This is a genomic window from Actinokineospora auranticolor (genome assembly GCF_002934265.1).
Taxonomy (GTDB): domain Bacteria; phylum Actinomycetota; class Actinomycetes; order Mycobacteriales; family Pseudonocardiaceae; genus Actinokineospora; species Actinokineospora auranticolor.
Window position 1 is genome coordinate 91,009 of the sequence record NZ_PTIX01000021.1, and the last position, 25,322, is coordinate 116,330.

The window sequence follows — 25,322 nt, forward strand, 5'->3', positions numbered from 1 at the left end:
GCACCGGTTCCGTCGCGGTCCCGTCCCCCGATCGGCCCACACCTCAGCGGAACTCGCCGCGCACCAGGTTTTCCAGGCGGGTCAAGGCTTCTCGCGCGTCCGGGCCGGTGGCGCCGACGGTGATCCGGTCACCGGCGGCGGCGCCGAGGCCCATGAGCGCGAGGACGCTGCGGCCGTCGGCGGAGCGGTCGCCGAAGCGCACGGTGACCTGGGCGTCGAGACCGGCGATGGCCTGGACGACCTGGCTCGCGGGGCGCGCGTGCAGACCGGTCTCGTTGGTCAGCAGCAGCGTGACGCCAGCCGTCTCACTGTCCACTTCGGTCTGATCGGCCAGTGCGGACGCGGCGGCGGAGAGCACGCCGTCGAGGTCGGCCCCGGCCTGGGCCGCGACGGCACCGGCGACCGCGCCCTCGACCAGGGGCGCGTCGACGACAGCGGCCGATTCCGGGTCGCCCAGCATCTCCACGGCGAGATCGGCGACCATCTTGGCGCTGCCGAGGTCGTAGAGCAGAACGACGCCGTCACCGGACTGCGCGCGCTCGACCGCCTCGGAGACGGCCTCGAAGTCGGTGCCGAGCCCACCGTCGCCGTCCCCACCGGCGGCGATGATGACCACGTCCGGTGCCATCTGACCGGCGAGTTCGACCACCCCGGCGGCGAGTGCCGCGCTGTGCGAGACGATGACGATGCCGACGGTCACGACGCCGCCTCGGCGAAGGCGCGCAGCACGAGCGCGGTCGACCGGGCACCGGGGTCTTGGTGGCCTATCGCGCGTTCGCCCAGGTAGGACGCTCGTCCCTTGCGCGCGACGAGCGGGATCGTCGACTCGGCACCCCGCTCCGCCGCCGTCGCGGCCGCCGCCAAGGAGCCCACTTCCGCCGCCGGCGCCAGCGCGTCCACCATCGTCTTGTCCCCCACTTCCGCTTTCCCCCGCGCCACAACGCCTTCCAGCGCGGCTCGCAGGGCTTTGGCCACCAACTCCGGTGTCAGCTCGGTCGCGTCGCCGACGGCCGTGGCGGCACGCAGGAAAGCCGTGCCGTACAGCGGTCCGGCGGCGCCGCCGACCTTGGAGATCAGCGTGGTGGCGACCAGCTTGAGCACCGCGCCCGGAGTGTCCGGTGTGGACTCGTCGAGGGCTTGGACGACGAATCCGAAGCCGCGCTTGAGGTTCTCGCCGTGGTCGCCGTCGCCGATGGCCTGGTCGAGGCGGACGAGTTCGTCCCGGTGCGCGGTGACCACCGCGGCGGCCGCCCGGACCGCCGCCGCCACGGCCCGCGCGTCGCAGCCCACCTACGCTCCCCACCGCAGGGCCGCGGTGCGCACGGGCGCGTCCCACAGCCGGGTCAGCTCGTCGTCCAACCGCAGCAGGGTCAGGCTCATGCCCTGCATCTCCAGGCTCGTCACGTACGGACCGACCAGGCGACGGGTGACCGTGATCCCCTTGTCCACCAACGACTGCTCGGCGATGCCGTGCGCGAGGTAGAGCTCCAGCAGGGGTGTGCCGCCCATGGAGTTGGTGAACAGCAGCACCTCGTCGCCCGCGGCGAAGGGCAGGTCGGCCAGGACCGGTTCCAGCAGCGCGGCGACGACGCCGTCCGCGTCGGTGAGCCGTTCCCGGCGGCGGCCGGGCTCGCCGTGGATGCCGATGCCGACCTCCATCTCGTCGTCGGCGAGGGTGAAGCTGGGCTCGCCGACGTGCGGCACGGTCGGCGCGGTCAGCGCGATGCCCATCGAGCGCGCGCCCGCCACGGCGGCGCGCGCCACGCGTTCGCAGGTCGCCAGGTCCGCGCCCGCCTCGGCGGCGGCGCCGACGACCTTCTCCACCAGCACCGTGGCACCCACGCCCCGGCGGCCCGCGGTGTAGAGGGAGTCCCGCACGGCCACGTCGTCGTCGATCAGCACGGTGCGGACGTCGACGCCGTCGGCGGCCAGCAGCTCGGCGGCCGTCTCGAAGTTGAGCACGTCCCCCGTGTAGTTCTTGACCAGCAGCAGCACCCCGGCGCCGCCGTCCACGCGGGACACCGCGGCCTGGATCTGGTCCGGGGTCGGGGAGGTGAACACCGCGCCGGGGCAGGCCGCGTCGAGCATGCCCGGGCCGACGAAGCCGCCGTGCAGCGGCTCGTGCCCGGAACCGCCGCCGGACACCACGGCCACCTTGCCCGGGCGCGGCCCGTCGGCGCGGCTGACCACGGCCGGGTCGGTGGTGACCCGCAGCAGGTCCGGGTGCGCGGCGGCCAGCCCGAGCAGCGACTGGGCGACCACCGCGGCCGGGTCGTTGAGGATCTTCTTCACGCGGGCCTCCCTGGCTCGAGGGTCCGCCTTCCTTCCTACACCGGCCCGGCGGGCTAGCGCTTGGGCAAACGGGGGATCAGCGACTTGGCCACGGTCTGGGTCTTGGCGCAGACGTCCTCGCCCGCCTTGGCCGAGTAGCGGCTGAACTCCAGGCTGACCACCTCGGCGCGCTCGTTGTCGCCGGGGAACGCCGCGTGCGCCCACTCCAGCCTGCACCGGGCGCCGGTCTTGACCTCGTTGAGCTGCTGCGCGGTGACGCCGTCGCCGAGGTTGACCGGGGTGGTCTTGGACGTCTCGGCGAGGTCGTCCGGCTTCATCGCGATGCGGAAGCGCAGGGAGAACGACACGTCGTCGCCGTTCCAACCGCACCCGTGCAGGCCGTTGGGGCGGGTTCGGGGACCGGTGCCGACCACGGTTTCGAGCACGGCGTTGGAGAACAGCGTGCACGGTTCGAGCGCGCGCAGCGTGCGGTTGTCGACCTTGAGCTCCGGCGCGCCCTCGCGGATCCGGTTGACCGCGGCCTCCAGCAGCGCGCGGCCCGGGGTGCAGGAGTCGCTCGCGTCGCGGGTGCCGGTCTGCACGGTGATGCCCTGGTTGGCGTTGGTGTCGGTGATCGCGGTGAGGAAGCAGGCGGTGTGGTCGTCGAGTTCGGTCTGGGCCAGCGGCAGGCCGCCGACGGTCTTGCCGTCGGGTTTGACCGTGGCGGTCTCGCCGATGGTCAGGGTGAAGTTCAGGTCCTTGCCGCGGGTGTCCTTCATGTAGTTGGAGCACTGGGCGTAGTCGCGCAGCCGGTTCTCCGCGGGTTCGCCGAGCCCCTTGAGGGTCTTCTCCGCCATCAGGCCGCAGGGGTCGACCTCGCGCAGCGCGTCGAGGGTGAACGCGGCTCCGGCCGACGTCCGGCTGGTCGTCGTGGTGGGCTTGGCGCCGGAGGTGGTGGGTGGCCCGGAGGTCCCGCCGAACCCCGCGTCGGGGGCCAGGTGGGTCCGCTGCGGGTTGGCCCACTTGCCCCGGTCGACGCCGCAGGAGACGAGCAGGATCCCGGCCAGTACGGCCACCGTCAGTCGAAGTACAACGCGCACGGCCAAACGGTAACCACCCGACCGGGCCTGCGGGGACTGAATCCCGCTACGCGTCCTCGGGCGCGCGTTCCCCGGTCTCCTCGGTGGGCACGGTGAGCGGTCGCCAGCGCACCCAGAGTGCGAACAGCAGCGCCGCGCCCAGCATGCCGACGCCCATCCACAGGTTGACGTTGATGCCGCCCGCCCGGTCGAGGTCCTCTTGGGACGTGGTGGCGATGCCCATGACCGTGAGCACGAAACCGTAGACGCCGAACAGCAGGGCCAGCACTCCGCGCAGGTCGAACAGCCCCGCGCGCTTGTTCCCGCTCATCGTTTGCCCCCTCACCAGAAGACGATGTTGAGTACCAGGGTGATCGCGAGCACGCCGCCCGCGAGGACGACCGGTTTGCGGTACCAGCCCGCGTTCTCCCCGGTGTCGTCGTGCCGCAGCTGGTCACGCGGGGTGAGCGACCAGACCAGGCCGACCAGTTCGCTGTCCGGCTTGGGCCGGGTGAGCAGCGACACCACGACGCTGAGCGCGATGTCGACCACGAACGCCGCGCTGGCCGCCACGAAGCTGGCGCCCTGGCCCGCCAGGTGCAGCACGTCGTTGCGGTTGAGCACGTCGATGGTGACGGCCGTGCCGGTACCGGCGATCAGCCCGAGCCCACCGGCCAGCGGGGTCATCCGCTTCCAGAACATGCCGAGGATGAACGTCGCGAACAGCGGCGCGTTGAAGAAGCCGAACAGGGTCTGCAGGTAGTCCATGATGTTGTTGAAGCTGCTGGCGATGAACGCCGTGCCGATCGCGACCACGCAGCCGACGACGGTGACGAGCCTGCCGACGCGCAGGTAGTAGTCGTCGGGTTTGTCCTTGCGGACGTAGGCCTGCCAGAGGTCGTAGGTGAAGACGGTGTTGAACGAGCTGACGTTGGCGGCCATGCCCGCCATGAACGCGGCCAGCAGACCGGTGATCGCGATGCCGAGCATGCCGTTGGGCAGCAGGTCGCGGATCAGCAGCAGGATGGCGTTGTTGTAGGTGACGTCGCTGCTCTGGCCCTGCTTGAGCGCGGCCAGCTCGGGGACCAGCACCGCGGCGATCATGCCGGGGATGATGATGATCAGCGCGATGAAGGTCTTCGGGTACGCGCCGATGAGCGGCGTCCGGCGGGCCGCGGACATGCTCTTGGCCGACATCGCCCGCTGCACCTCGGCGAAGTTGGTCGTCCAGTAGCCGAAGGACAGCACGAACCCGAGCCCGAAGACGATGCCCAGGACGGACAGCGTCGCGTCGGCGATGCCCGTGAGGTTGGTGCCGGGCCAGGAGGAGAGCTGGACGGCGGCGGTACTGGGGTTGGCGGCGGTGATCTTGTCGACCAGCCCCTGCCAGCCGCCGACCTTGTGCAGCCCGACGAAGGTCAGCGGCAGCAGCATCGCCACGATGACGAAGAACTGCATGACCTCGTTGTAGACCGCGGCCGACAACCCGCCGAGCGAGGTGTACGCGAGCACGATCGCGGCGGCGACCACCACGCTGAGCCACAGCGGCCAGCCGAGCAGCAGGTTGACGACCGTGGCCAGGGCGAACAGGTTGACGCCCGCGATGAGCACCTGCGCGGTGGCGAAGCTGAGCCCGTTGACCAGGTGCGCGAACTTCCCGAAGCGGCGCAGCAGGAACTCGGGGACGCTGCGGACCTTGGAGCCGTAGTAGAAGGGCATCATGACCAGGCCGAGGAAGACCATGGCCGGGATGGCGCCGATCCAGTAGTAGTGCATCGTCGGCAGCCCGTACTGGGCGCCGTTGGCGGTCATGCCGAAGATCTCGACCGCGCCGAGGTTCGCCGAGATGAACGCGAGCCCGGTCACCCAGGCGGGCAGGGACCGCCCGGAGAGGAAGAAGTCGAGGCTGCTGGACACCGACCGCCGGGCGAGCGCCCCGATCCCCAACACCATGACGAAGTAGACCGCCAACAGGACGTAGTCGATGGGTGCCGCGTCGAGCCGCAGGTCGGCATCGGCCAGAAGGTGCATGTCCTCACCCGCCGTTCACCTCGCAGTGATCACCGGCACAGCATCCACCCGCCCGGCGCACCCTGCATGACGAACGTTCAACCAGTCCGCTATAGCCGATTTGACCGATGTGTCGAGCCGCTGCGGCACCGCGGCCCGACCACCGGTGGCATCACATTCGCGGGCGTTCCCCCAGCCCTGCGGAGAGGAAAGCCAAGAACCGAACAGCGGACGATTCGGAAATGTCCACTTTCTGTCCAGGATTCTTCGAGTCGCGAATTCCGAGCCCCGTCGGAGTCCAGGCGAGCTCGACACAGTTCAGAAAAGCCTCGCTCCTGGTGCTCTTCCGCCACGCGGCGACACACGGTGTCATGAAATCCTCCAGGCCGGTCCGATGAAACGGTTCATCAAGTATTCCGACGGCTCGTGGAGAATCACATCCGCTGGTCGGGTGGCGAGAAATCCCCGTTTCGCCCAACGCGCGCCGGATGCTCGGGTTCCACCGCCGCGCGATCGGCCGGGCGCACAGGTCACAGATCGGACATCCACCGCACACACCGTGCTAGATTCGATGTCACATGACTGCATGACCCGTGACAGCGATTGGTCCGGCGAGCCTGCGCGGCGGGGCGCGCACGCCGGATCCCCCACCCCCGGAGGTCTCACGTGGCACACCTCCCTGCCCCCGCGGTCCCCGGCCTGCGCCTGGGGGCGGAGCTGCGGCGGCTGCGCGACGCCGCCAAGCTCACCCAGCAGCAGGCGGCGAAGGCGCTCGACTGGTCGACGCGCACGCTGATCCGCAAGGAAAGCGGCGTCGGCCGGTTCACCGCGGCGGACGTGCACGCGCTGCTGGCCGTCTACGGGGTGACCGACCGGGCCGAGGTCGAGAAGCTGCTGGAACTGGCCAGGGAGACCAGGCGCCCGTCGCCCTTCGGCAAGTACCACGACGTCGTGCAGCCGCAGTTCCTGACCTTCCTGGCGCTCGAAGGGGCCGCGAAGGTGATCCGCCAGGTCAGCACCGTCCTGTTACCCGGGCTGTTGCAGACCGGCGGCTACGCCCGCGGTCTCCAGCCGATCGACGGCACCTCCGAGGAAGACCTCGCGCTGCAACTCGAACTCCGGCGGACCCGCCAGGGGCTGCTGGCGTCGGACCGGTCCCCCGCGTACACCGTCGTCCTCGACGAGTCGGTCCTGCACCGGCGGGTCGGCGGCCCGGGCGTGATGGCCGACCAGCTGCGGCACCTGCTCGACCTGGTCGAGGCGGGCAAGGTGGACGTGCGGATCATCGAGTACTCGGTGGGCGCGCACCCGGGCCTGCGGGAGTGCTTCGCGGTCTTCGACCTCGCCGCGGAGAGCGACGACCCGGTCCCCACCAGCACGGTCGTGTTCATCGACCACCCGGTGCACAGCGCGCTGGTCCGCGAGGACGAGCGCATACCCCACTACACCGCGACTTTCGAGGCGTTGACCGCGCTCGCGCTCACCGCCGAGCAGAGCACCCGCCGCTTGGCGCACGAGATCTCCCGCTATACCGACGCGTAGGCGCTTTCCCACGAACCGCGACACGCGCCGGGTATTTCATTCACCAGGAGTCAGTGATGAGTGAGCAGGCTGGCACCCAGCCATCTGCCGATTCGGGGGACGAGAAGAAGGCTGTCGAGCCGAGCACGAACCCGACGACGGCGGGTGAACGACGCCCGGCGCTGCACGAGTCCGTGGCGGCCATGCACAAGGAAGCCGTCAGTTCCGATGCCAAGGCGCGGCGCACCCAATCACTTCTGCACACGATCTTCGGCTGGCTCGGGGTGATCATCGCGGGGCTAGTGGCGGCCGGTTTCCTCGCTCAGGGAAACGTGCCAGGGCTGCCCTGGGTTCTTTCCGGCGTGGTCGCCGCGGCCGCGGCGGTCGGTCTGGTCCGCAAGGTGGTTCGGTGGTTCAAGGGGAAAGGTCATCGGAAACGGTGAGCGCTCGCGGATCGGGGCCAGCACCGCGATGACCCGGTCGCCCGCCAACCCGGCGAGCACGACGGCCGCGAGGCCGATCCCCAGCGGAACTCCCCAGTTCTCCGGTCCCACAAGGCGCCGCGCGAGCACCGCTAGTGCCACGGCGACCAAGCCCGCGGCGGTGCAGTAGCAGACGGCCGCCACCGTCCGATGTGGACTCCTGCCGGTCATGGCGCCGAACTCCGGGTGGCTAGGTCCGCGGCGGGCACGGAGAACAGCTTTTCGACGAGGCCAGGCCCGCGCTTCCCCCGACGCGGACGACCCCCGGGCATAAATCTTACGGCAAGCGGCTCGCCAAATGTGTTCACGATGGGGTGATCATCGATCACCCTCGGTTGTTCACGTCGGTTCACATTCGGCTCGCTCACCCAACCACCGCCCCACCAGTCGATAGTTGATCTTGACACGGGCGCCGCGGACATTCAACGCCGTGCCACGCAGCAAAGGTCGCCCGACATCGTCCCGGTGTTACGCCGCCGCGCCATATCCTGCGCGAACAGACCAGCCGGGAACCGCCTCCCTGGCAAATTCGCACACCGTTCGGGAATCGCCCCGGGAGATCGAATGCACATCCATATGCACGTGCATTTCACATGGGCCGATTCCCGCCGAATGGACTCAGACCTTTGTCACCCTTTTCAGGTCGCGGATCGGCGGGGTGGCGATGAGGGCGACGGCGCACACGGCGGCCGTCGCGGCGGCCACGTAGAGGAGTTCGTGGATGCCGAACAGGGCGCTGGCCGGGCCCGCGATCGCCTGGCCGAACGGGACCGCGAGGATCGAGCCCGCCACCTCGTACGCCGCGACCCGGTTGAGCTTGTCCTCCGGGATCTGGGTCTGCACCGTGGTCGCCCACTGCACGCCCCAGAACGCCCAGCCCGCGCCGCTGATGGCGTAGCCCAGGATGAGCAGGGGGACACCCGGGACCGCGGCGGCGGCCAGGGGCATGAGCGGGAACAGGAACATCGCGATGCCGCCACCGAAGAGGGGGCGGGACGGGCGCAGGCGGATGGCCACCAGGCCGCCGAGGACGCTGCCCAGGCCGAAAGCCGCCTCGGCCCAGCCGAAGGCGGCCTTGCCGTGCGCGTCGATGATGGACGCGGCGCCCAGCGGGGTGATCGGGCCCCAGACCAGCACGCCGAGCAACCACCAGATGAGGATGACCGACCAGAGCCAGGAGCGGGACCGGAACTCGTACCAGCCGGCGCGGAGGTTGGCCAGGGTGGACTCCGTGCGGTCGACCTCGAAGCGGGGCACCTTCAGCAGCAGGAGGCACACCCCGCTGACGCCGAACGTCACCGCGTCCACCGCGAAGGCCCACGCCGTCGAGGTGGACGCGACGAGCACGCCCGCCAGCGCCGGGCCGATCATGGTCGCCACGCCCTGGCTGACCCGGAGCACCCCGTTCGCGTGCTGCGGGTCGGCCGCGACCTGCGGCACCAGGCTGGTGAGCCCGGGCTGGAACATCGCGGTCGCGATGCCGCCGAGCACGGAGCCGACGATGATCACCCACAGGGGCGGGTGGCCCAGCCAGAGGTAGACCGCCAGCCCCACCTGCAACCCGCAGCGGACCGCGTCCGCGCCGACCATCTGCGGCAGCGGGTGGAACCGGTCGGCGAACACCCCGCCGAAGACCACGAACAGCGCGAAAGCGCCCATCCACGCGCCGAGGGCGAAGCCGACGCCGCTGACCCCGTAGCCGAGCCCGAGCACCGCGACCGACATGGCCACCGGGACCATCGCGTCGCCGAGCATGGACACGATGCGGGCGACGAAGTAGAGGGTGAAGTTCGACGTCCACAGGCGCTGCGGCGGCGCGACGACGGGGATCGACATGAGCGCATCGTAGGTGCGCGGATCCGGGCCGCCGCAGTGATTTTGCCTACCGGACGTCCAAGTCGGACAGTCGCGCCGGATACAGTTCGACGAAACAGTTACTTGTCGCTCACGGGAGGCGCACGTGTCCGTTCGGGAGGCCGTCTCGGCGCGGGGGCTCGCGGTGCGCGCGCGGCACCGCCGCAACCCGTACCGCTACCTGCTCGACGACGCGCGGCTGGCCGACCTGCTGCTGGACCTGGGTCTGCGCCGCGCCGAGAGCATCTGGCGCAACCACAACGACCCCGACGCCGCGCGCGGGCCGTACCCGCGCGACAGCATGGGTTTCGTGCTGCTCGACCCGACCGCGCAGCCGTGGGAGACGCACGAGGAGGCCGTGCTCGCCGCCATCACCGTCGGCGCGGAAGGCCACGCGTACCTGGCGAACGCCGCCGCGAAGGCCGCGGGCCACCGCAGGCTCGGCCGCAACTACGGCGAGGCCGTCCTGGTCGACCCGCACCTGTGCGGCACGGACGCCTTCCGCTACGGCCACTCCGCCGACGTCCGCGGCGTCATCGCGGGCGCCAGTTCCCAGTCCCCGGACCAGGACCTCGTCGAGGCGGGCCTGCTGGCCGCCGACTTCGTCGACGCCATCACCGAACACCACCGCGCGTGGGAGGCGACCACCGGCAAGGGCCGCTGGCTCAACGCGACCGACACCCCCGGCCCGGAAGCCGCGGCGATGGTCGCGTTCTTCGACGGGAACTGAGTCAGAACAGCCGGAACTCGTCGGATTCGATGCCGCGGAGGGCGTCGTAGTCGAGGGTGACGCAGCGGATGCCGCGGTCCTGGGCCAGTACCCGGGCCTGGGGTTTGATCAGCTGGGCGGCGAACACGCCCTGGACCGGGGCCAGCAGGGGGTCGCGGTTGAGCAGTTCGAGGTAGCGGGTCAGCTGCTCCACGCCGTCGATCTCGCCGCGGCGCTTGATCTCCACGGCGACGGAGGTGCCCTCGCCGCTGCGGCACATGATGTCGACCGGGCCGATGGCGGTCGGGAACTCGCGGCGGACCAGGGTGTAGCCGTCGCCGAGGGTGGTGATGTGCTCGGCCAGCAGCTCCTGCAGGTGCGCCTCGACGCCGTCCTTGACCAGGCCGGGTTCGGGGCCGAGGTCGTGCGCGGTGTCGTGCATGACCTCCTCGATGGTGATGACCAGCTTCTCGCCCGCCTTGTTCTGCACCGTCCACGTCCCGGGCTCCTCGGTGAGCCAGCAGGGCGGGGTCATCCAGTTCAGCGGCTTGTACGCCCGGTCGTCGGAGTGCACCGACAGCGAACCGTCGGCCTTCACGAGCAACAGGCGGTTGGCCATCGGGAGGTGGGCGGTGAGCCGTCCGGCGTAGTCGACCTGACAGCGAGCGATCACTAGACGCACCCGGGCAGGCTATCCCGCCGCCGCCCCAGGGCAGGATCAGGGTGTGGAAGCACTGGAGACGACGCAGGTCTACGCCAACCCGTGGATGACCGTGCGCGAGGACCGCATCCGGCGCGCCGACGGCAGCCCCGGCCTCTACGGCGTCATCGACAAACCGGACTACGCCCTGGTCATCCCCCTCGACGGCGACCGGCTGACGCTGGTCGAGCAGTACCGCTACCCCCTGGGCCTGCGCCGCTGGGAGTTCCCCCAGGGCACCGCCCCGGACCTGGCCGACCTCGACCCGACCGAACTGGCGACCCGCGAACTGCGCGAGGAGACCGGCCTGCGCGCCGGGAGGATCACCCGCCTCGGCACCCTGGACGTCGCGGCGGGCATGTCGAGTCAGCGGGGCCACGTCTTCCTGGCCACGGAGCTGACCCAGGGACCGGCGGAACGCGAACCGGAGGAGCAGGACATGCGCACCGCGTGGTTCACCCGCGCCGAGTTCGAGTCGATGATCGAAATCGGGGAGATCACCGACGCGCAGTCCATCGCCGCCTACACCCACCTGCTCCTGCACGAGCGCGGGAACGCCTGAACTCACAGCACGCCGGTCACCTTCGCGGTCAACTCGGCCTTCGACGACGTGGTCTGGATCATTTCCTGCGAGGAGAAGTTCGCGACCTTGCCGCTAATGGTGAAGTGCCCGATCTGCGGTTCGTCGCCGCCGTTCATCTCGTAGACGACGGTGAACTCCTGACCTTCGGGGAGTGGGGTCGAGCCCGTGTACGCGGGCTCGACCCGGTAGGTGATGTTGCAGCCCGCCGCGCCGAAGCAGTGCTTCTCCAGCACGTTCACCGCGACGGTGAAGTCTCCGGGCTTGGGCAGCGGATCCGGCGTGGGAGTGGCCGCCGTGGTGGCCGCGACCAGCACCTCCGCCGCGTCACCCGAGCCCGCCGGGTCGGTACCCGCTTTCCGACCGCCGAACGCCGCGCCGCCGAGCAGGAATCCGACCAGCAGGGCCGTGATGACGAGAACGCCGCCGTTGAACCGCCTGCGCTTCTTCGTCGCGATGTCGGCGGGTTCGGGCTTTTCCGGGTTCTGCTCGATCATGGCGATCCCTTTTCCGGGTCGGTGTGCGAGTGACGTCGCCGGGGGTGGGAACGGTGTTATCCAGTGACGGCCGTTGTCGTTCGTTCGAGTGAGCCGTCACCGGAAGGGGTCAGACCAGGCCCGCCTCCTGGGCCAGGACCGCCGCCTGGACGCGGGAGCGGAGGTCGAGTTTGGTCAGGACCCGCGAGACGTGGGTCTTCACGGTGGCCTCGCCGATGCCGAGCCTGCGGCCGATCTGCTGGTTCGACAGCCCCTGCCCCAGGCAGACCAGCACCTCCGACTCCCGCTCCGTCAGCTGGTCCAGCCCCGGCGGCGGCTCCTGCGCGCGCGGCTCGTGCGCGGCGAAGGCCCGGATCAGCCGACGGGTGACGCTGGGTTCGATGACGCCGTCGCCCGCGGCCACGACGCGGATGGACTCCAGCAGCCGGGGGGCGTCGACGGACTTCAGCAGGAAGCCGGACGCGCCTGCGCGCAGCGCGCCGTACACGTACGAGTCCATGTCGAAGGTGGTCAGCACCAAGACCGGGCAGACGCCGTCCGCGACCAGCCTGCGGGTGGCCTCGATGCCGTCGAGCTCCGGCATGCGGACGTCCATCAGCACCACGTCCGGTTTCAGCGCCACGGCCTTGCGCACCGCGGCGGCCCCGTCGGCGGCCTCGGCGACGACCTCGATGTCCGGGGCGCCGTCGAGGATCATCGTCAGGCCGGTGCGGATGGCGGCGTGGTCGTCGGCGACCAGGACTCGGATCGTCACCGTTCCTCCAGTGGCAGTTCGGCCCGCACGCGCCAGCCGGTCGGGCGGGGACCCGCGACCAGGGTGCCGCCGACGGACTCCGCGCGCTCGGTCATGGTGATCAGGCCCGCGCCGACCGGGTTCGGGAGGGCGGCCCGGCCGTCGCTGTCGACCTCGACGACCACCGCGGCCCGCTCCCGCCGGACGTCCACCCGCACCTTCGCGCCCGGCGCGTGCTTGAGCGCGTTGGTCAGCGCTTCCTGCGTTATCCGGTACGCCGACAGGTCTACCGCGGCGGGCAGGTCGTCCACACCCGACACCGCCACGTCCACCTCCAGTCCCGCCGCCCGCGCCGAGCGCACCAGTTGGTCGAGCTGGCGCAGCCGGGCGGGCGCCGTGAGCCCGTCCTGGGTGCCGTCGGGCGAGCGCAGGACGCCGATCATGGCGCGCATCTCGTGCAGGGAGGCCAGGCTGTTCTCGCGGACCGACCGCAGCACCGTCCGCGCGCGCTCCGGGTCGGCGCCCGGGGCCATGGTCAGCAGGGCCTCGGTCTGGATGGCGATGGCCGAGATGTGCCCGGCGACCACGTCGTGCAGGTCGCGGGCCATCGCGGCGCGCTCGGCGGTCACGGCGGCGGAGCGGTCCAGCTCGGCGATGCGGGCGAGGCCGTCGGCGCGGGCGCGTTCGGCGATGGCGATCTCCCGCTGCTGGCGGACGTTGAGCGCCCACCACGCGGGCAGCGCGGGCAGCGGGCAGGTGCTCAGCATGATCAGCAGCGCGGTGCGCACGTCCGGGGCGATGATCACCGCGATGACCACCACCGCCGCGAGGTAGACCCACACCAGGGCGATCAGGGCGCGGCTGGCGCGACGGGACCCGTAGAGCACGGCCGCGTACAGCAGGTCGCCGAAGGCCAGCAGGACCGCCAGGTCCAGGCCCATGGCGAGGTTGAGGTTCAGCAGCACCAGCCCGATCAGGAACGCGCGGACCGGGGCGCGGTGGCGCAGCAGCTGCAGCGCGCTCAGCGCGGTCAGGATCAGCAGCCGCGCCCACATCGGACCCGGGAGCAGGTCCACATGCACCAGGCGCGGGAAGTCGATGAAGTACAGCACCACGCCCAGCCCGAAGGCGAGTACGATCTGCCACGCGCCGCTGCGCCCCGCTCTTGCCACCGCGCCATCACAGCACACCGCCCGGTGCCGCGTATCAATCGAAAGCCGGGGCACCGGTCAATCAAAGGGATGACTCGGGCAACCCGGGTTTCCATCCTTTCGCCGATGCGTCGGCCCCGCGGGTCGCGGGAAGCTCGACGCCGTGGACATCACGATGATCGGACTGATCGCGGCGTGCGAGGTGGGTTTCTGGGTGCTGCTCGCCGCCGGGCTCGCCGCGCGCTACCTGCTGCGCCTGCGGCGGGTTGGCGCGGCGCTGCTGGTCGCCACGCCGGTGCTCGACATCGTGCTGCTCACCGCGGCCGTGGTCGACATCGGCCGCGGCGCGCAGGCGTCGACGGGGCACGCGCTGGGCGCGGCGTACCTCGGCTTCAGTGTCGCGTTTGGACACACAGTGTTGCGCTGGGCCGATCAGCGCGTGGCGCACCGGTTCGCGGGTGGGCCGCCGCCGTGGCGGCCACCGGGCCGAGGGACCGGGGAGCGCGTGCGGTACGAGTGGCGGGAGTGGCGCAAGTGCCTCTTAGCCTGCGGGGTCGGCATCGTGGTGCTGGCCCTGCTGTCCTTTGTGTTCGGAGAACCCGGGCGGACGGAGGTGCTCTGGCAAGGCTGGATCCCGCGACTGGGAACGGTGGCGCTCATCTGGCTCGCCGCCGGTCCGGTGTGGACTGTTATGGAGTATAGGAAAGCGGTATCACATCGGTGAAAACCCTCAGGGAGGTCATGGGCGTCGTGGGCCGCAGGTAGAGCGCGGGTGTCGGGCGGTTCGGCGGGGTGGCGGGTCGTGCGCCATACGCTCGGCGGAGCCGGGCCGGGCCGGGCGGTGGTTCGTTGTCGCTGGTCGGCGAGGCGCTGCCGTGGTCCACCCGCGAGTGGGGGGCGCAGCGCGGGCGAGCGGGGGTTACCGCTCGCCGACGCGGGGGTTGACAGCGCCTATTGGTCTAGTCCATTTTGAGGTGGTCTCGATCACCCTGCACCCGCACATGCCCCTTTGGAGGCAGCCATGACGTCCCACGCGAAGCGTGCGCTCGTCGCCATGCTGTCCGCCCTGTCCGTGACCGCAGGACTCGTCCTGGCGTTCTCCGGCAGTGCCACAGCCGCCAACCTGGTGGCCAACCCCGGTTTCGAGTCCGGCTCGCTCGCGGGCTGGACCTGTTCCGGCGGTAGCGTCACCAACAGTGACAAGCACGGGGGTTCGTACGCGCTCAGCGCGGCCCCGGCGGGCGCGGACAACGCCCGTTGCTCGCAGACCGTGACCGTGAACCCGAGCTCGCGCTACACCCTGACGGCGTGGGTGAAGGGTTCGTACGTCTACCTCGGCGCCTCCGGCACCGGCACCACCGACGTCAGCACCTGGAACCCGGGCGCGGGCGCCTGGACGCAGCTGTCGACCTCGTTCAGCACCGGTGCCAGCACCCGGTCGGTGACCGTCTACCTGCACGGTTGGTACGGCCAGCCCGCGTACCTGGCCGACGACGTGAGCCTCGACGGCCCGGGCACCCCGCCCAGCACGCCGCCGTCGTCCTCGACGCCGCCGTCTTCGTCCACGCCGCCGTCCTCGTCCACGCCGCCGTCCTCCTCGACTCCGCCGTCGTCCTCCACGCCGCCGTCGTCGTCGACCCCGCCCACCAGCAACCCGCCGGGTGACGGCAGCCTGCCCAAGCACGTGCTGACCGGCTACTGGCAGAACTTCTACAACGGTGCCAAGGCGCTGACCCTGGCGCAGGTGCCGACCACCTACGACATCATCGCCGTCTCCTTCGCCGACGCGGTGCCCGCCACCCGCGGCGCGGTGGACTTCAACCTCGACGAGGGCCTGTCCAAGCAGCTGGGCGGCTACACCGAGGAGCAGTTCAAGGCCGACATCAAGACCGTCCAGGCCCGCGGCCAGAAGGTCATCATCTCGGTCGGCGGCGAGAAGGGCACGATCTGGGCCGGTGACACCGCCTCCGCGACCGCGTTCGCCAACAGCGTCTCCGCGCTGATCCGCGAGTTCGGCTTCAACGGCGTCGACATCGACCTGGAGAACGGCGTCAGCGCCCAGTACATGGGCCCGGCGCTGCGCACCATCTACGCCAACGGCGGCAAGGTCATCACGATGGCGCCGCAGACCATCGACGGCCAGTCCGCGCAGCAGCCGTACTTCCAGCTGGCCCTGGCGGTCAAGGACATCCTGACCATCTGGAACATGCAGTACTACAACTCCGGCACGATGCTGGGCTGCGACCAGAAGGTCTACTCGCAGGGCACGGTCGACTTCCTGACCGCGCTCGCCTGCATCCAGCTCCAGGGCGGCCTGCGCCCCGACCAGGTCGGCCTCGGCCTGCCCGCCTCGCCGTCCGGCGCGGGCGGCGGCTACCAGAGCCCGGCCAACGTGAACGCGGCGCTGAACTGCCTGGCCAAGGGCACCAGCTGCGGCACGTTCAAGCCGTCGACCACCTACCCGTCCATCCGCGGCGCGATGACCTGGTCGATCAACTGGGACGCCTCGAACGGGTACGCGTTCGCCAACTCGGTGGCCGCGAACCTGAAGACCCTGCCGTAGGAGGCTGACCAGTTCGGGCGTGTGCGGCGGGACGAGGGTGCCCGCCGCGCACGTCCGCACCAAGACCGCCCCCGAGGCCGCGCGGAAAACCGTGCGACCTCGGGGGTTTTCAGTCGCGGGGTTGTCGAGCACCAGCAGGTGACCAACGCGCTCCCGGCGAACGCCGCGGACCCCGGAGCCCCCCGCGCGGACGGCCGTGGACCGGGGACGACCTGAGCGGCAAGCTCATCGACCAGGTCGTCGAGAACTCCGCCGGCGGCTTGGGCCGGGTCGTCCCGGTGCGTGGGCGTGTTCATGTCGGCCGCTCCACCATGACCGTGTGCGCCTCGGCGATCGGGGCCCACTGCCGGTCATCGGTCTGCGGGCGGCGTCGGAGACGCGCAGCAGGACGGCTTGTCGGACACGCTCTAGTCCGGCCAAACCGGTTGGCGTTTCTCCAGGAAGGCCGCCATGCCTTCGCGCGCACCGCGCAGCTGGGACGCGGCGGCCATGACCTCGATCGCGGTCGTGTAGGCGTCCGCCTCGGGGCGGTCCAGCTGGGCGTAGAGGGTCTGCTTGCCGAGCGCCTTCGACGCGGCGCTGCCCCTGGTGGCGCGGGCGATCAGGTCGTCGACGGCCGCGTCCAGTTCGCCATCGGGCACCGCGCGGTTGACCAGGCCCCAGTCCGCGGCGGTGCGGGCGTCGATGACGTCGCCGGTGAGGGCCAGTTCCATCATGCGCTTGCGGCCGACCGCGCGGGCCACCGGCACGGCCGGGGTGTGGCAGAACCAGCCGCCCTTGCCACCGGGCAACGCGAACCCGGCCGACTCGGCGGCGATGGCCAGGTCGCAGGTGGCGACGAGCTGGCAGCCCGCGGCGGTGGCGAGGCCGTGCACGCGGGCGACGACGATCTGCGGCACGGACTGGATCGTGCGCATGAGTTCCGTGCACAGCCGCAGCAGCCCGCGCACGCCGAGCAGGTCGCGCGCGGCGACGTCGGCGAAGTCGTGGCCCGCGGAGAAAACCGGACCGGTACCCGCGAGCACGATGCCGCGCGCGTCAGAGGTACCCGCGACGCAGAAGGCGGCCAGCAGCTCGGCCAGGTGCTCCGCAGAAAGCGCGTTGCGCCGGTCCGGGCGGTTCATCGTGATCCTGATGGTCTCCGCCGCGCGGCTGACCAGGATGTGCTGGTACTCGGCCATGCCCCGACGGTAGCGGTCGACGGGCGTCCCCCGCGCTCCCGAAGCTCACCCGCGCGAACACCGCCGAGACCTCCTCGGCCCGCGGCTCGACCCGTCAGGCGAGGTCCGACCTCGGGCACCACCAGCCGCGGCGTCGGCTCCGGCAGCCCCTCGCCCACGCGAACGGCGGGCCGCGATTGTTCGCGCCTGCCTACCTGGAGATGGGCGGCCGGCGGGTGTCCTCGCGCTCCCGAAGCCCACCTACGCGAACACCGCCAAGACCCCCTCGGCCCTTCCGTCGAGCGCGGTCCCGTCCCCGGCACCGCCAGCCACGTCGCGGGCGCCGTCTCCAGCAGCCGCTCGCCCACGCGAACGAGCGAGCCGCGCCTATTCGCGCCTGCCTACCTGAAGTTGGGCGGCCGGCGGGTGTCCTCGCGCTCCCGAAGCCCACCTACGCGAACGCGACCGAGACCCCTCGGCCCCTCCGTCGAACGCGGTCCCGCCCCCAGCACTACCAGCCGCGGCGCGGGCGCCGTCTCGGCAGCCGCTCGTCCGCGCGAAGGGGGCCGCGCCATGTTTGCGCCTGCCTGGAGGTGGGCGGCCACCGGCCCCCGGAATCAATGCTACCGGCGGACACCGACAGTCCCGGCGGATGATGATCAAGCTTGTGGACAACTCGAGGACGCCCGGCGCTCGACCGGTCGCCCATCTCGGTGCCGCGATCCGGCGATGATCAAATCGATGCCTCCGGCCCCCGATATCCATTCTAGCCAAGGGGAACGACACTCCAGGCCGAAGACGATCATGCCTGTGGACAACCGGGCGGGGGTGTGGGTCGGTGGGCTCAGCGGCCGGAGATCGCGCTGTCGGGTGGTACGTCCACGGTGATCTCCTCGCCCAGGCGGGCGCCGTCGAGCAGGGGTAGGTGGTCGCCGCTCCAGAAGCGGCCCGGGTCGTAGGCGTGTGGGCGCTCGCCTGCGGGGAGCAGGCCCATGGCCTCGTAGGTGAGGGCGACGACCTCGGCGCAGTAGGCGTTCTCCAACTCGGCCTGGTGCGGCTTCTGCCAGCGCAGTCGGGGGACGCGGCCGCTGGCCCAGCGCGCGGCCAGGCGGGCGGTGGAGGGGAACGGGGTGCCGTCGAGGCGGGCGACCGTGCGCAGGACGGCGTCCTCCTGCTCGGCGGTGACGGGCTCGGCGAGCTGCCGCAGCCAGGCCCGCTGGCCGTACTTCGTGGCCCACACGACCACGGCGTCGCGCAGGTCGTGCAGCTGGACGCCGCGCTGGTGGGTGCCGCTCCAGCGGTCGGGCAGCGACCGGCCCAGCTCGGCGTGCCACATCAGCGGTGGCAGGTCGTCGAGGACCACGGCCATGCCGACGTGGTTGACCGGCGCGTTGGTGAGGGTCCGGATGGCACGGTCGGCGGGGCTGCGGCCGCGGAAGAGCCAGAGGTCGCCGGTGCGGGTCAGCTGTACGGCGTCCTCGAGGCCCAGAACGGTCATGGCCCAACCCTAAGCAGCGATCGGCCACCCCGCCGAAGCCGAGGTAGCCTGGGCCCGTGCGTCGCGTGTGGAAGTTCCTCGGACTGGCGGGGTTGCTGGGTGTCGCCGCCACGGGTGCCGTAGTCGCCCGCGCCGAGCGCCAGCGGCGCGCGTACACCCCGGACGAGATCCGCGCCCGGCTCCGCGAGCGCGTGACGGAGTCCGCTAAGTAGCGGCGAAGGTGCGGCGGTAGGTCGACGGGGTCGTGCCGAACTCCGCCCGCATGCGGCGGCGGAGGTTGGCCGGGGTGCCGAGACCGCTGCGGGTGGCGATGCGGTCCACCGGCAGGTCCGTGGTCTCCAGCAGCAGTTGGGCGTGCCGGAGTCGTCGCAGCAGGAGCCAGCGGCCGGGGGTGTCGCCCATGGCGGCGTGGAAGGCGCGGTGGAAGGCGCGGGGGCTCATGGTCGTGGTGGCGACCATGTCGGCCACGCCGATGGGGTCGGCCAGCCTGGCCACCGCCCAGTCCACTGTAGACGCGATGTCCCCGCGCTCCGGTCGGTGCGGCACCGGCGCCTCGACGTACTGCGCCTGACCGCCCTCGCGGACGGGCGGCATCACCAGTCGACGGGCCAGGGTGGTCGCCACCTGGGTGCCGAGCGCGCGGCGGACCAGGTGCAGGCACAGGTCGAGCCCGCCGACGACGCCCGCCGAGGTCAGCAGGCCGTCGTCCTCGGTGAACAGGACGTCGCGGTCGACCAGCGCGGCGGGGCAGACCCGGGCGAGGGTGTCCAGGAGCGCCCAGTGGGTGGTCGCTCGGCGGCCGTCGAGCAGGCCCGCGGCGGCGAGGGTGAAGGCGCCGGAGCACAGGGCGGCGACGGGGATGCCCGCGGCGTGCACCTCGCGGAGCACCGCGCGGACGTCGTCGGGCACGTCGGCCAGGGGGTCGCCGCGACCGAGGGTGATGACGAGGTCGCAGCCGCGCAGCCCGTCGAGCCCGTGCGTCGGCACCGCGTCACCGGCGGGGCTCAGCCGGACCGGCCCGCCCGCGCACAGCCGCACCTCGAACGGGCCGACCCGGTCGCGGTCGACCGCCCAGACCTCGTTGACGACGGCGAAGTCGAAGACCCGGGAGTCGGGCAGGAGGAGGACACCGATCGTGCGCATGGCAAGAAAGTATCGCAGGACGCCTTTCTTGCCTCCTGTGCCGCCCCCTGGGCCTGGACAGGGTCAACGGCATGACAACCGCGCTGATTCTGATCGACGTCCAGCAGGGCTTCGACGACCCGGTCTTCGGCCCCCGCAACAACCCGGCCGCCGAGACCAACATCAAGACCCTGCTCGACGCCTGGGCCGCCGCAGGTCAGCCGCTGGTCCTGGTCCGCCACGACTCGCTGGTCGAGGGTTCGCCACTGCACCCCGGGACCCCCGGCTCGAGGTTCAAGCCCGTCCTGGACGACGCCCACCCGGACCTGCTGTTCACCAAGACCGTCCACTCCAGTTTCCACGGCTCGGTCGACCTGCACGGCTGGCTGACCACCCGAGGCATCGAGCGGATCGTGCTGGCGGGCATCCAGACCAACTTCTGCGTCGAGACCACGGCCCGCGTGGGCGGCAACCTGGGCTTCGACGTGCACGTGGCCCTGGACGCGACGTACACGTTCAACCTCGGCGACCTGACCGCCGACGAGCTGAGCAAGGCCACCGCCACCAACCTCCAGGGCGGCGGCTTCGCCACGGTGTCCACGACCGCCGAGGTCCTGACCCTGCTCGACTAGCCCGCGCGACCGCCGCACGGCCATCCGGGTGAACCGGGGCCGTGTGGCGGTCGAGACCCAACCCCCCGGTGTTCAATCTGGCCCGGTTTCGCACACCGCCGGAAAGCCGGGGCGAACGATGACGGTCGTGGAATGCCTGAGCTGGGGCCTGTTCGGCGGCTTCGCCGTGGAGGGCCTGGAGTTCGTGGCGCGGATCCGCCGCACGGGCACCTGGCCGTGGCGCGGCAAGAACGCCCCGGCGGTGTTGCCGTTCGCGGTCTCGGTCCTGATCCGCCTGACCATCAGCGGAGGCTTGGCGGCAGCGGCGGGGAGTTCGGGTCAGTTCGCGGGACCGCTGGGCGCGCTGGTGGTCGGGATCAGCGCGCCGCTGATCGTGGAGAAACTGGCCCGGCAGACGGTGGCACTGGTGACGGAGCCACCACCCGTCCCGGCACCCCAAGCGGTCGAGGAGGTCAGCGGTGGCCAGTGACTCGTTCGGCACCCAACTCCTCGCCGCGCTCGCGCGGGTGGACACCGGTCCGGCCAGGCCGAGGCGGTCGAAGAAGCTCCTGCTGCCCACGGCAACCGGCTTGGCGGTCCTACTGGTCGCGGGGGTGTTGTGGCTGGCGAAGGACCGCCCCGACACCCCACCGGGAGCCGTTCAGGTCTCCGTCGCGGCGGCCTATCCGGTCGCGGGGGCGGCGACCTTTCCGACCGACTCAGGTCGCGCGCTGGCCATGGTCGACGTGGACGGGGTGCTGCGGGTCCGGCGGGCGACCGGACAGGTGATCACCGGCAAGCTGATCGCCGGGCGAACCGTGGCGTTCTCGCCCAACGGCCGCCTGGTGGCGGTCGGGTTCGTCGGCTTGGCGCGCGCGAGCGGCGGCGGTGAAGGGGTGCCCGAAGCCGGTGCGGTCTGGGACATCAGCGATCCCGCGCGGCCCGCGCGGCGCGCGACCCTGGACGGCGGCGCACTGGTCAACGCCTTGGCGTTCTCCCACGACGGCCGATTCCTCGCCGAAGCGAACACCCAGGGCCGGGTGCGGCTCCTGGACGTCACCACACCCGCGCGGATACGCCCCCTGTCGGCCAGCTACGTGCCGGTGGGGGTGAACACCGTGGTGTTCGCACCGGGCGATCGGCGCCTTGCCGTGGGCACCGAGGACGGCACGATAGCGATGTGGGATCTCACCGACCCGTCCGAGCCCGTCGAAAAGTCCGTGCTGGGCCCGCAGGGCGGCGAGGTGAAGGCTTTGGCCTTCACCCCGGACGGGCGGGCGATCGCGAGCGGCGACGCCAGCGGCGAGCTCCACCTCTGGACCACGGACGGCCCCCAGCCGCAGAACGGGTTCCTGCACTGGGACGGCATCGCGGTCACGGCGCTGAACTTCTCGTCCAACGGACGCACCCTCGCCGTGGGGAAGACCGACGGCAGCGTCCAACTGTGGGACATCGCCAAACAACGCCTCCAGAGCGGTTTCCGGCTGGAAGCAGGGGTGCTCACCAGCGTCAACCCCGATTTCGGGTCCGACGCGTTCGTCTTCGGCACCAGCAGCGGGGTCGCCGAGGTCCGGTCACCCTGACGCCAGGCCGTTCGCCTCCCGGATGACGGTCACGATCTCCGACATGATCCGGGTCATCTCGTAGTCCTTCGGCGTGAAAACCCTTGCCACGCCCCGCGACCGCAACACCTCCGCGTCGTCCGGCGGGATGATGCCGCCCACCACGACCGGGATGTCCCCGGCACCCGCCGCGCGCAACCCGTCCACCACGGCGGGTACCGCCGCCAGGTGCGAGCCCGACAGGATCGACAGGCCCACCACGTGCACACCCTCCTGCACCGCGGCCGCCACGATCTGGTCCGCGGTCAGGCGGATGCCCTGGTACACCACCTCGAAGCCCGTGTCCCGTGCCCGGACCGCGATCTGCTCCGCCCCGTTCGAGTGCCCGTCGAGCCCCGGCTTGCCCACCAGCATCCGCAGGCGTTCGCCCAGCTCGGCCCCCGTGGCCCGAACACGCTCTCGAACCTCCCCCAACTCCTCCCCGCCCGCCGCCGACGCGCCGGAAACCCCTGTGGGGGCGCGGTATTCGCCGAAGACCTCGCGGAGGGTGGCGGACCACTCCCCCGTGGTGACGCCCGCTCGGGCGCAGGTCAGGGTGGCTTGCATGAGGTTCGCGTCCGTCTTGGCGGCTTCGCGGAGGGCGGTCAGGGAGGTCTCGACCGCGGCGTTGTCCCGGTCGCGGCGCCATTCGGTGATGGCCTCGACCGCCTCCCGTTCGGCCACCGGGTCCACCGTCTCGATGGCTTTCGCGCCCTCGGCTTGCAGGGGGCTGGGTTCGGTGGTGTCGAAGCGGTTGACGCCGACGATGACGTCCTCGCCCGCTTCGATGCGCCGTCGTCGTTCGGCGAGGGAGGCGACCATCTGGGTCTTCATGTAGCCGCTCTCGACGGCGGCGACCGCGCCGCCCATGGCCTGGACGCGGTCGATCTCGGCGCGGGCGCCGGTCAGGATCTCGTCGACCTTGGCCTGGATGACCGGTGAGCCGTCGAAGAGGTCGTCGTACTCCAGCAGGTCCGTCTCGTAGGCCAGCACCTGCTGCATGCGCAGCGCCCACTGCTGGTCCCACGGCCGCGGCAGGCCCAGCGCCTCGTTCCAGGCGGGCAGTTGGATGGCGCGGGCGCGGGCCTTGCGCGACAGCGACACCGCGAGCATCTCCAGCACGATTCGCTGGACGTTGTTCTCCGGTTGGGCCTCGGTCAGGCCCAGGGAGTTGACCTGCACGCCGTAGCGGAAGCGGCGCTGCTTGGGGTCGGTGATGCCGTAGCGGTCGCGGCAGATCTCGTCCCACAGGTCGGTGAAGGCGCGCATCTTGCACATCTCCTCGACGAACCGCACGCCCGCGTTGACGAAGAACGAGATGCGCGCGACCACCTCGCCCCGGCGCTCCTCGGGCACCTGGCCGGAGTCGAACACGCGGTCCAGCACGGCGATGGCGGTCGAGAGCGAGTACGCGACCTCCTGCACCGGCGACGCGCCCGCCTCCTGCAGGTGGTAGCTGCAGATGTTGATCGGGTTCCAGCGCGGCAGGGCGGTGACGGTCCAGGCGACCAGGTCGGTGATCAGGCGCAGGCTGGGGCCGGGCGGGAAGACGTAGGTGCCGCGGGCCAGGTACTCCTTGATGATGTCGTTCTGGGTGGTCCCGGCGAGGTCGTGCCAGTCGTCCTGCTGCTCGCGGGCGACGCTGACGTAGAGGGCGAGCAGCCACATGGCGGTGGCGTTGATCGTCATCGAGGTGTTGGCGCCCGCGAGGGGGATGCCGTCGAACAGGGTGCGCATGTCGCCGATGTGGCCCACCGGCACGCCGACCTTGCCGACCTCGCCCGTGGCCAGTTCGTGGTCGGGGTCGTAGCCGGTCTGGGTGGGCAGGTCGAAGGCGACCGAGAGCCCGGTCTGCCCCTTGGCGAGGTTGCGCCGGTAGAGCTCGTTGGACTTCGCGGCGGAGGAGTGGCCCGCGTAGGTCCGCATGACCCACGGGCGGTCGCGTTCACCATCTGTCGGGTACGGCACGTGAACCTCCGTTAACCTCGGCTCCGCTGAGCTTACTGGCGGGTAACCGAGATCGCGCCCGTGGAATTGCTCACAGGGGGATGATGAGCGGCATGGACCTGCCCGCCCCGTACCTGTCGCTGGTCGCGTTGCTCGTGGTCGGCGGCCTGGGGGTGGTGCTGCGGTGGGCGTTCAAGTCCGACGACCGCAAGCGCGACTACGGCCTGCTCCGTGAGATCGCGAAGGTGCCTTCGCGGACGGCGGCGGGCTTCGTGGAGGAGCGGCTGCGGGCGGTCGGGGTGCGGGCGACGACGGTGCCCGCCGAGGACGGCGAGGGGCTGCGGGTCCTGGTGTTCCCGGCGGACGAGCACACGGCGATCGCGGCGCTGCTCGACGACTGAGGTCCAGGTTGCTTCCGTGTGAGGAATGCGGAGGTTTGGGCCGTTCGGGCTTGTCAGGGGTGGTTCGTGGGGACTATCGAGGTGTGAGCAGGCGTCGGAAGGTAGTGCTGATCGCGAGCGCGGTGGCGTTCGTGCTGGGGGTGCTGTTCGGGCCGCTGCTGTGGATCAGGGTGTCCACGGGCGGCGGGGTGTACGGGGTGGCGGACGCGCCGTCGGCCCCGGTGGCGATCGTCCTGGGCGCGGGCCTGCGCAGTGACGGGACGCCGAAGCCGTACCTGGAGGCGCGGTTGGCGGACGCGCGGACGTTGTACGAGTCGGGCCGGGTGCGCGCGATCCTGGTGTCGGGCGACCACGGGACCCCGCACCACGACGAGGTCGCGGCCATGACGACGTGGCTGGTGGATCGCGGAGTCCCCGCCGAACGGGTGGTGGCCGACCACGCGGGCTTCGACACGTACGACTCGTGCGTGCGGGCTCGGGAGATCTTCGGGGTGTCGAAGGCGGTGGTGGTCACCCAGGGCTTCCACATCCGCCGAGCGGTGTTCCTGTGCCGCAACGCGGGGATCGAGGCTGTCGGGGTGGCCTCGGAGGCACCGGGTGGGAACGATGGAAAGTATTGGCTGCGGGAGGTTCCGGCCGCGATCAAGGCCGTGTTCGACGCGGTTTTCGATCCGGACCCGAGGTTCCTGGGCCCGCGCGAACACGGCCTCGACCAGGTGCTGGCGGAGGGCTAGCTGTAGTGCCCTGAGAGGTTAGGAACGCGGGTGGCGGGTGGCTGGCCTGCGAGTGCGGTGTGTCCGCGGTGGTGATTGTAGAGATGCAGCCAGCGCGG

The 25,322-nt window shown here is 71.2% G+C and carries 28 protein-coding genes and 1 pseudogene; 12 read left to right on the top strand and 17 right to left on the bottom strand.

Annotated features, from left to right (window positions below; all coding sequences use genetic code 11):
• Positions 1-43: 43 nt before the first annotated feature.
• The 7 genes from dhaM to CLV40_RS28895 form a co-directional block, all read right to left on the bottom strand.
• The gene (dhaM, locus tag CLV40_RS28865; RefSeq protein WP_104482154.1) at positions 44-700 is read right to left on the bottom strand and encodes a dihydroxyacetone kinase phosphoryl donor subunit DhaM; all 657 of its coding nucleotides are present in this window, start codon (positions 698-700) and stop codon (positions 44-46) included.
• Positions 697-1,290 (bottom strand): dihydroxyacetone kinase subunit DhaL, encoded by a 594-nt coding sequence (dhaL, locus tag CLV40_RS28870; RefSeq protein WP_104482155.1) that lies wholly within the window; start codon positions 1,288-1,290, stop codon positions 697-699. The genes dhaM and dhaL overlap by 4 nt, the downstream gene beginning before the upstream one ends.
• A complete protein-coding gene (dhaK, locus tag CLV40_RS28875; protein ID WP_104482156.1) occupies positions 1,291-2,292 on the bottom strand; it encodes a dihydroxyacetone kinase subunit DhaK in 1,002 nt (333 codons plus the stop codon).
• Between the two features lie 53 nt (positions 2,293-2,345).
• The gene (locus CLV40_RS28880) at positions 2,346-3,371 is read right to left on the bottom strand and encodes a DUF3558 domain-containing protein (protein ID WP_146108275.1); all 1,026 of its coding nucleotides are present in this window, start codon (positions 3,369-3,371) and stop codon (positions 2,346-2,348) included.
• Between the two features lie 46 nt (positions 3,372-3,417).
• Positions 3,418-3,681 carry a hypothetical protein gene (locus tag CLV40_RS28885; RefSeq protein WP_104482158.1) on the bottom strand — a complete coding sequence of 88 codons (264 nt, stop codon included), beginning with the start codon at positions 3,679-3,681 and terminating at the stop codon, positions 3,418-3,420.
• Positions 3,682-3,692: 11 nt separating this feature from the next.
• Positions 3,693-5,381 (bottom strand): sodium:solute symporter family protein, encoded by a 1,689-nt coding sequence (locus tag CLV40_RS28890; RefSeq protein ID WP_104482159.1) that lies wholly within the window; start codon positions 5,379-5,381, stop codon positions 3,693-3,695.
• Positions 5,382-5,532: 151 nt separating this feature from the next.
• Positions 5,533-5,733: a DUF397 domain-containing protein gene (locus tag CLV40_RS28895; protein WP_104482160.1), complete on the bottom strand. Its 201-nt coding sequence runs from the start codon at positions 5,731-5,733 to the stop codon at positions 5,533-5,535.
• 293 nt (positions 5,734-6,026) lie between these two features.
• Here CLV40_RS28895 and CLV40_RS28900 point away from each other — a divergent pair, with 293 nt between their 5' ends.
• On the top strand, positions 6,027-6,902 hold the full coding sequence (locus CLV40_RS28900; RefSeq protein ID WP_181043794.1) for a helix-turn-helix domain-containing protein: 876 nt from the start codon (positions 6,027-6,029) through the stop codon (positions 6,900-6,902).
• 56 nt (positions 6,903-6,958) lie between these two features.
• Positions 6,959-7,324, top strand: a complete 366-nt coding sequence (locus tag CLV40_RS37495) for a hypothetical protein (RefSeq protein WP_146108276.1) — start codon at positions 6,959-6,961, stop codon at positions 7,322-7,324.
• A 657-nt stretch (positions 7,325-7,981) separates the two neighbouring features.
• Here CLV40_RS37495 and CLV40_RS28910 read toward each other — a convergent pair.
• Positions 7,982-9,199 carry an MFS transporter gene (locus CLV40_RS28910; protein WP_104482163.1) on the bottom strand — a complete coding sequence of 406 codons (1,218 nt, stop codon included), beginning with the start codon at positions 9,197-9,199 and terminating at the stop codon, positions 7,982-7,984.
• 124 nt (positions 9,200-9,323) lie between these two features.
• On the opposite strand from CLV40_RS28910, the gene CLV40_RS28915 reads away from it, so the two are divergent.
• A complete protein-coding gene (locus tag CLV40_RS28915; RefSeq protein ID WP_181043795.1) occupies positions 9,324-9,947 on the top strand; it encodes a hypothetical protein in 624 nt (207 codons plus the stop codon).
• Position 9,948: 1 nt separating this feature from the next.
• Here CLV40_RS28915 and nucS read toward each other — a convergent pair whose 3' ends face one another.
• Positions 9,949-10,608: an endonuclease NucS gene (gene nucS / locus CLV40_RS28920; protein WP_181043796.1), complete on the bottom strand. Its 660-nt coding sequence runs from the start codon at positions 10,606-10,608 to the stop codon at positions 9,949-9,951.
• 85 nt (positions 10,609-10,693) lie between these two features.
• Between nucS and CLV40_RS28925 the strand changes: the two genes are divergently transcribed.
• Positions 10,694-11,188 carry an NUDIX domain-containing protein gene (locus CLV40_RS28925; protein WP_104482186.1) on the top strand — a complete coding sequence of 165 codons (495 nt, stop codon included), beginning with the start codon at positions 10,694-10,696 and terminating at the stop codon, positions 11,186-11,188.
• A 2-nt stretch (positions 11,189-11,190) separates the two neighbouring features.
• On the opposite strand, the gene CLV40_RS28930 is transcribed toward CLV40_RS28925, so the two are convergent.
• The 3 genes from CLV40_RS28930 to CLV40_RS28940 form a co-directional block, all read right to left on the bottom strand.
• On the bottom strand, positions 11,191-11,703 hold the full coding sequence (locus CLV40_RS28930; protein WP_104482165.1) for a hypothetical protein: 513 nt from the start codon (positions 11,701-11,703) through the stop codon (positions 11,191-11,193).
• 109 nt (positions 11,704-11,812) lie between these two features.
• On the bottom strand, positions 11,813-12,457 hold the full coding sequence (locus CLV40_RS28935; RefSeq protein WP_104482166.1) for a response regulator: 645 nt from the start codon (positions 12,455-12,457) through the stop codon (positions 11,813-11,815).
• Entirely contained in the window at positions 12,454-13,608 is a 1,155-nt protein-coding gene (locus CLV40_RS28940; protein ID WP_245931632.1) for a sensor histidine kinase, read from the bottom strand. Before CLV40_RS28940 ends, CLV40_RS28935 begins: the two co-directional genes overlap by 4 nt.
• A 154-nt stretch (positions 13,609-13,762) precedes the next feature.
• On the opposite strand from CLV40_RS28940, the gene CLV40_RS28945 reads away from it, so the two are divergent.
• Together CLV40_RS28945 and CLV40_RS28950 are read left to right on the top strand one after the other, a co-directional pair.
• Complete coding sequence (locus CLV40_RS28945; protein WP_104482188.1) at positions 13,763-14,311, top strand: hypothetical protein; 549 nt, start codon at positions 13,763-13,765, stop codon at positions 14,309-14,311.
• Positions 14,312-14,608: 297 nt separating this feature from the next.
• On the top strand, positions 14,609-16,150 hold the full coding sequence (locus CLV40_RS28950; RefSeq protein ID WP_104482167.1) for a chitinase: 1,542 nt from the start codon (positions 14,609-14,611) through the stop codon (positions 16,148-16,150).
• Between the two features lie 407 nt (positions 16,151-16,557).
• On the opposite strand, the gene CLV40_RS28955 is transcribed toward CLV40_RS28950, so the two are convergent.
• Entirely contained in the window at positions 16,558-17,331 is a 774-nt protein-coding gene (locus CLV40_RS28955; RefSeq protein ID WP_104482168.1) for an enoyl-CoA hydratase-related protein, read from the bottom strand.
• A gap of 823 nt (positions 17,332-18,154) precedes the next feature.
• On the bottom strand, positions 18,155-18,808 hold the full coding sequence (locus CLV40_RS28960; RefSeq protein WP_104482169.1) for a hypothetical protein: 654 nt from the start codon (positions 18,806-18,808) through the stop codon (positions 18,155-18,157).
• A 56-nt stretch (positions 18,809-18,864) separates the two neighbouring features.
• Here CLV40_RS28960 and CLV40_RS38430 point away from each other — a divergent pair, with 56 nt between their 5' ends.
• Positions 18,865-19,020 (top strand): hypothetical protein, encoded by a 156-nt coding sequence (locus CLV40_RS38430; protein ID WP_181043797.1) that lies wholly within the window; start codon positions 18,865-18,867, stop codon positions 19,018-19,020.
• On the opposite strand, the gene CLV40_RS28965 is transcribed toward CLV40_RS38430, so the two are convergent.
• Entirely contained in the window at positions 19,013-19,951 is a 939-nt protein-coding gene (locus CLV40_RS28965) for a GlxA family transcriptional regulator (RefSeq protein WP_104482170.1), read from the bottom strand. The two genes, CLV40_RS38430 and CLV40_RS28965, sit on opposite strands and share 8 nt — an antisense overlap.
• Positions 19,952-20,022: 71 nt before the next feature.
• Between CLV40_RS28965 and CLV40_RS28970 the strand changes: the two genes are divergently transcribed.
• The 3 genes from CLV40_RS28970 to CLV40_RS28980 all read left to right on the top strand — a co-directional run bounded on the left by CLV40_RS28970 (position 20,023) and on the right by CLV40_RS28980 (position 22,124).
• The gene (locus tag CLV40_RS28970) at positions 20,023-20,562 is read left to right on the top strand and encodes a cysteine hydrolase family protein (protein WP_104482171.1); all 540 of its coding nucleotides are present in this window, start codon (positions 20,023-20,025) and stop codon (positions 20,560-20,562) included.
• Positions 20,563-20,680: 118 nt separating this feature from the next.
• A complete protein-coding gene (locus CLV40_RS28975; protein WP_104482172.1) occupies positions 20,681-21,031 on the top strand; it encodes a hypothetical protein in 351 nt (116 codons plus the stop codon).
• The gene (locus tag CLV40_RS28980) at positions 21,021-22,124 is read left to right on the top strand and encodes a WD40 repeat domain-containing protein (RefSeq protein WP_104482173.1); all 1,104 of its coding nucleotides are present in this window, start codon (positions 21,021-21,023) and stop codon (positions 22,122-22,124) included. Before CLV40_RS28975 ends, CLV40_RS28980 begins: the two co-directional genes overlap by 11 nt.
• On the opposite strand, the gene CLV40_RS28985 is transcribed toward CLV40_RS28980, so the two are convergent.
• On the bottom strand, positions 22,116-24,110 hold the full coding sequence (locus CLV40_RS28985) for a protein meaA (protein WP_104482174.1): 1,995 nt from the start codon (positions 24,108-24,110) through the stop codon (positions 22,116-22,118). The two genes, CLV40_RS28980 and CLV40_RS28985, sit on opposite strands and share 9 nt — an antisense overlap.
• A 92-nt stretch (positions 24,111-24,202) precedes the next feature.
• Here CLV40_RS28985 and CLV40_RS28990 point away from each other — a divergent pair, with 92 nt between their 5' ends.
• Together CLV40_RS28990 and CLV40_RS28995 are read left to right on the top strand one after the other, a co-directional pair.
• Positions 24,203-24,490 carry a hypothetical protein gene (locus tag CLV40_RS28990; RefSeq protein WP_104482189.1) on the top strand — a complete coding sequence of 96 codons (288 nt, stop codon included), beginning with the start codon at positions 24,203-24,205 and terminating at the stop codon, positions 24,488-24,490.
• Positions 24,491-24,573: 83 nt separating this feature from the next.
• Positions 24,574-25,224, top strand: coding sequence for a SanA/YdcF family protein (locus CLV40_RS28995; protein WP_245931633.1), 651 nt, complete (start codon positions 24,574-24,576; stop codon positions 25,222-25,224).
• Here CLV40_RS28995 and CLV40_RS29000 read toward each other — a convergent pair.
• Positions 25,221-25,322: pseudogene (locus CLV40_RS29000) on the bottom strand (IS481 family transposase); the annotation flags it as partial. The gene CLV40_RS28995 and the pseudogene CLV40_RS29000 sit on opposite strands and share 4 nt — an antisense overlap.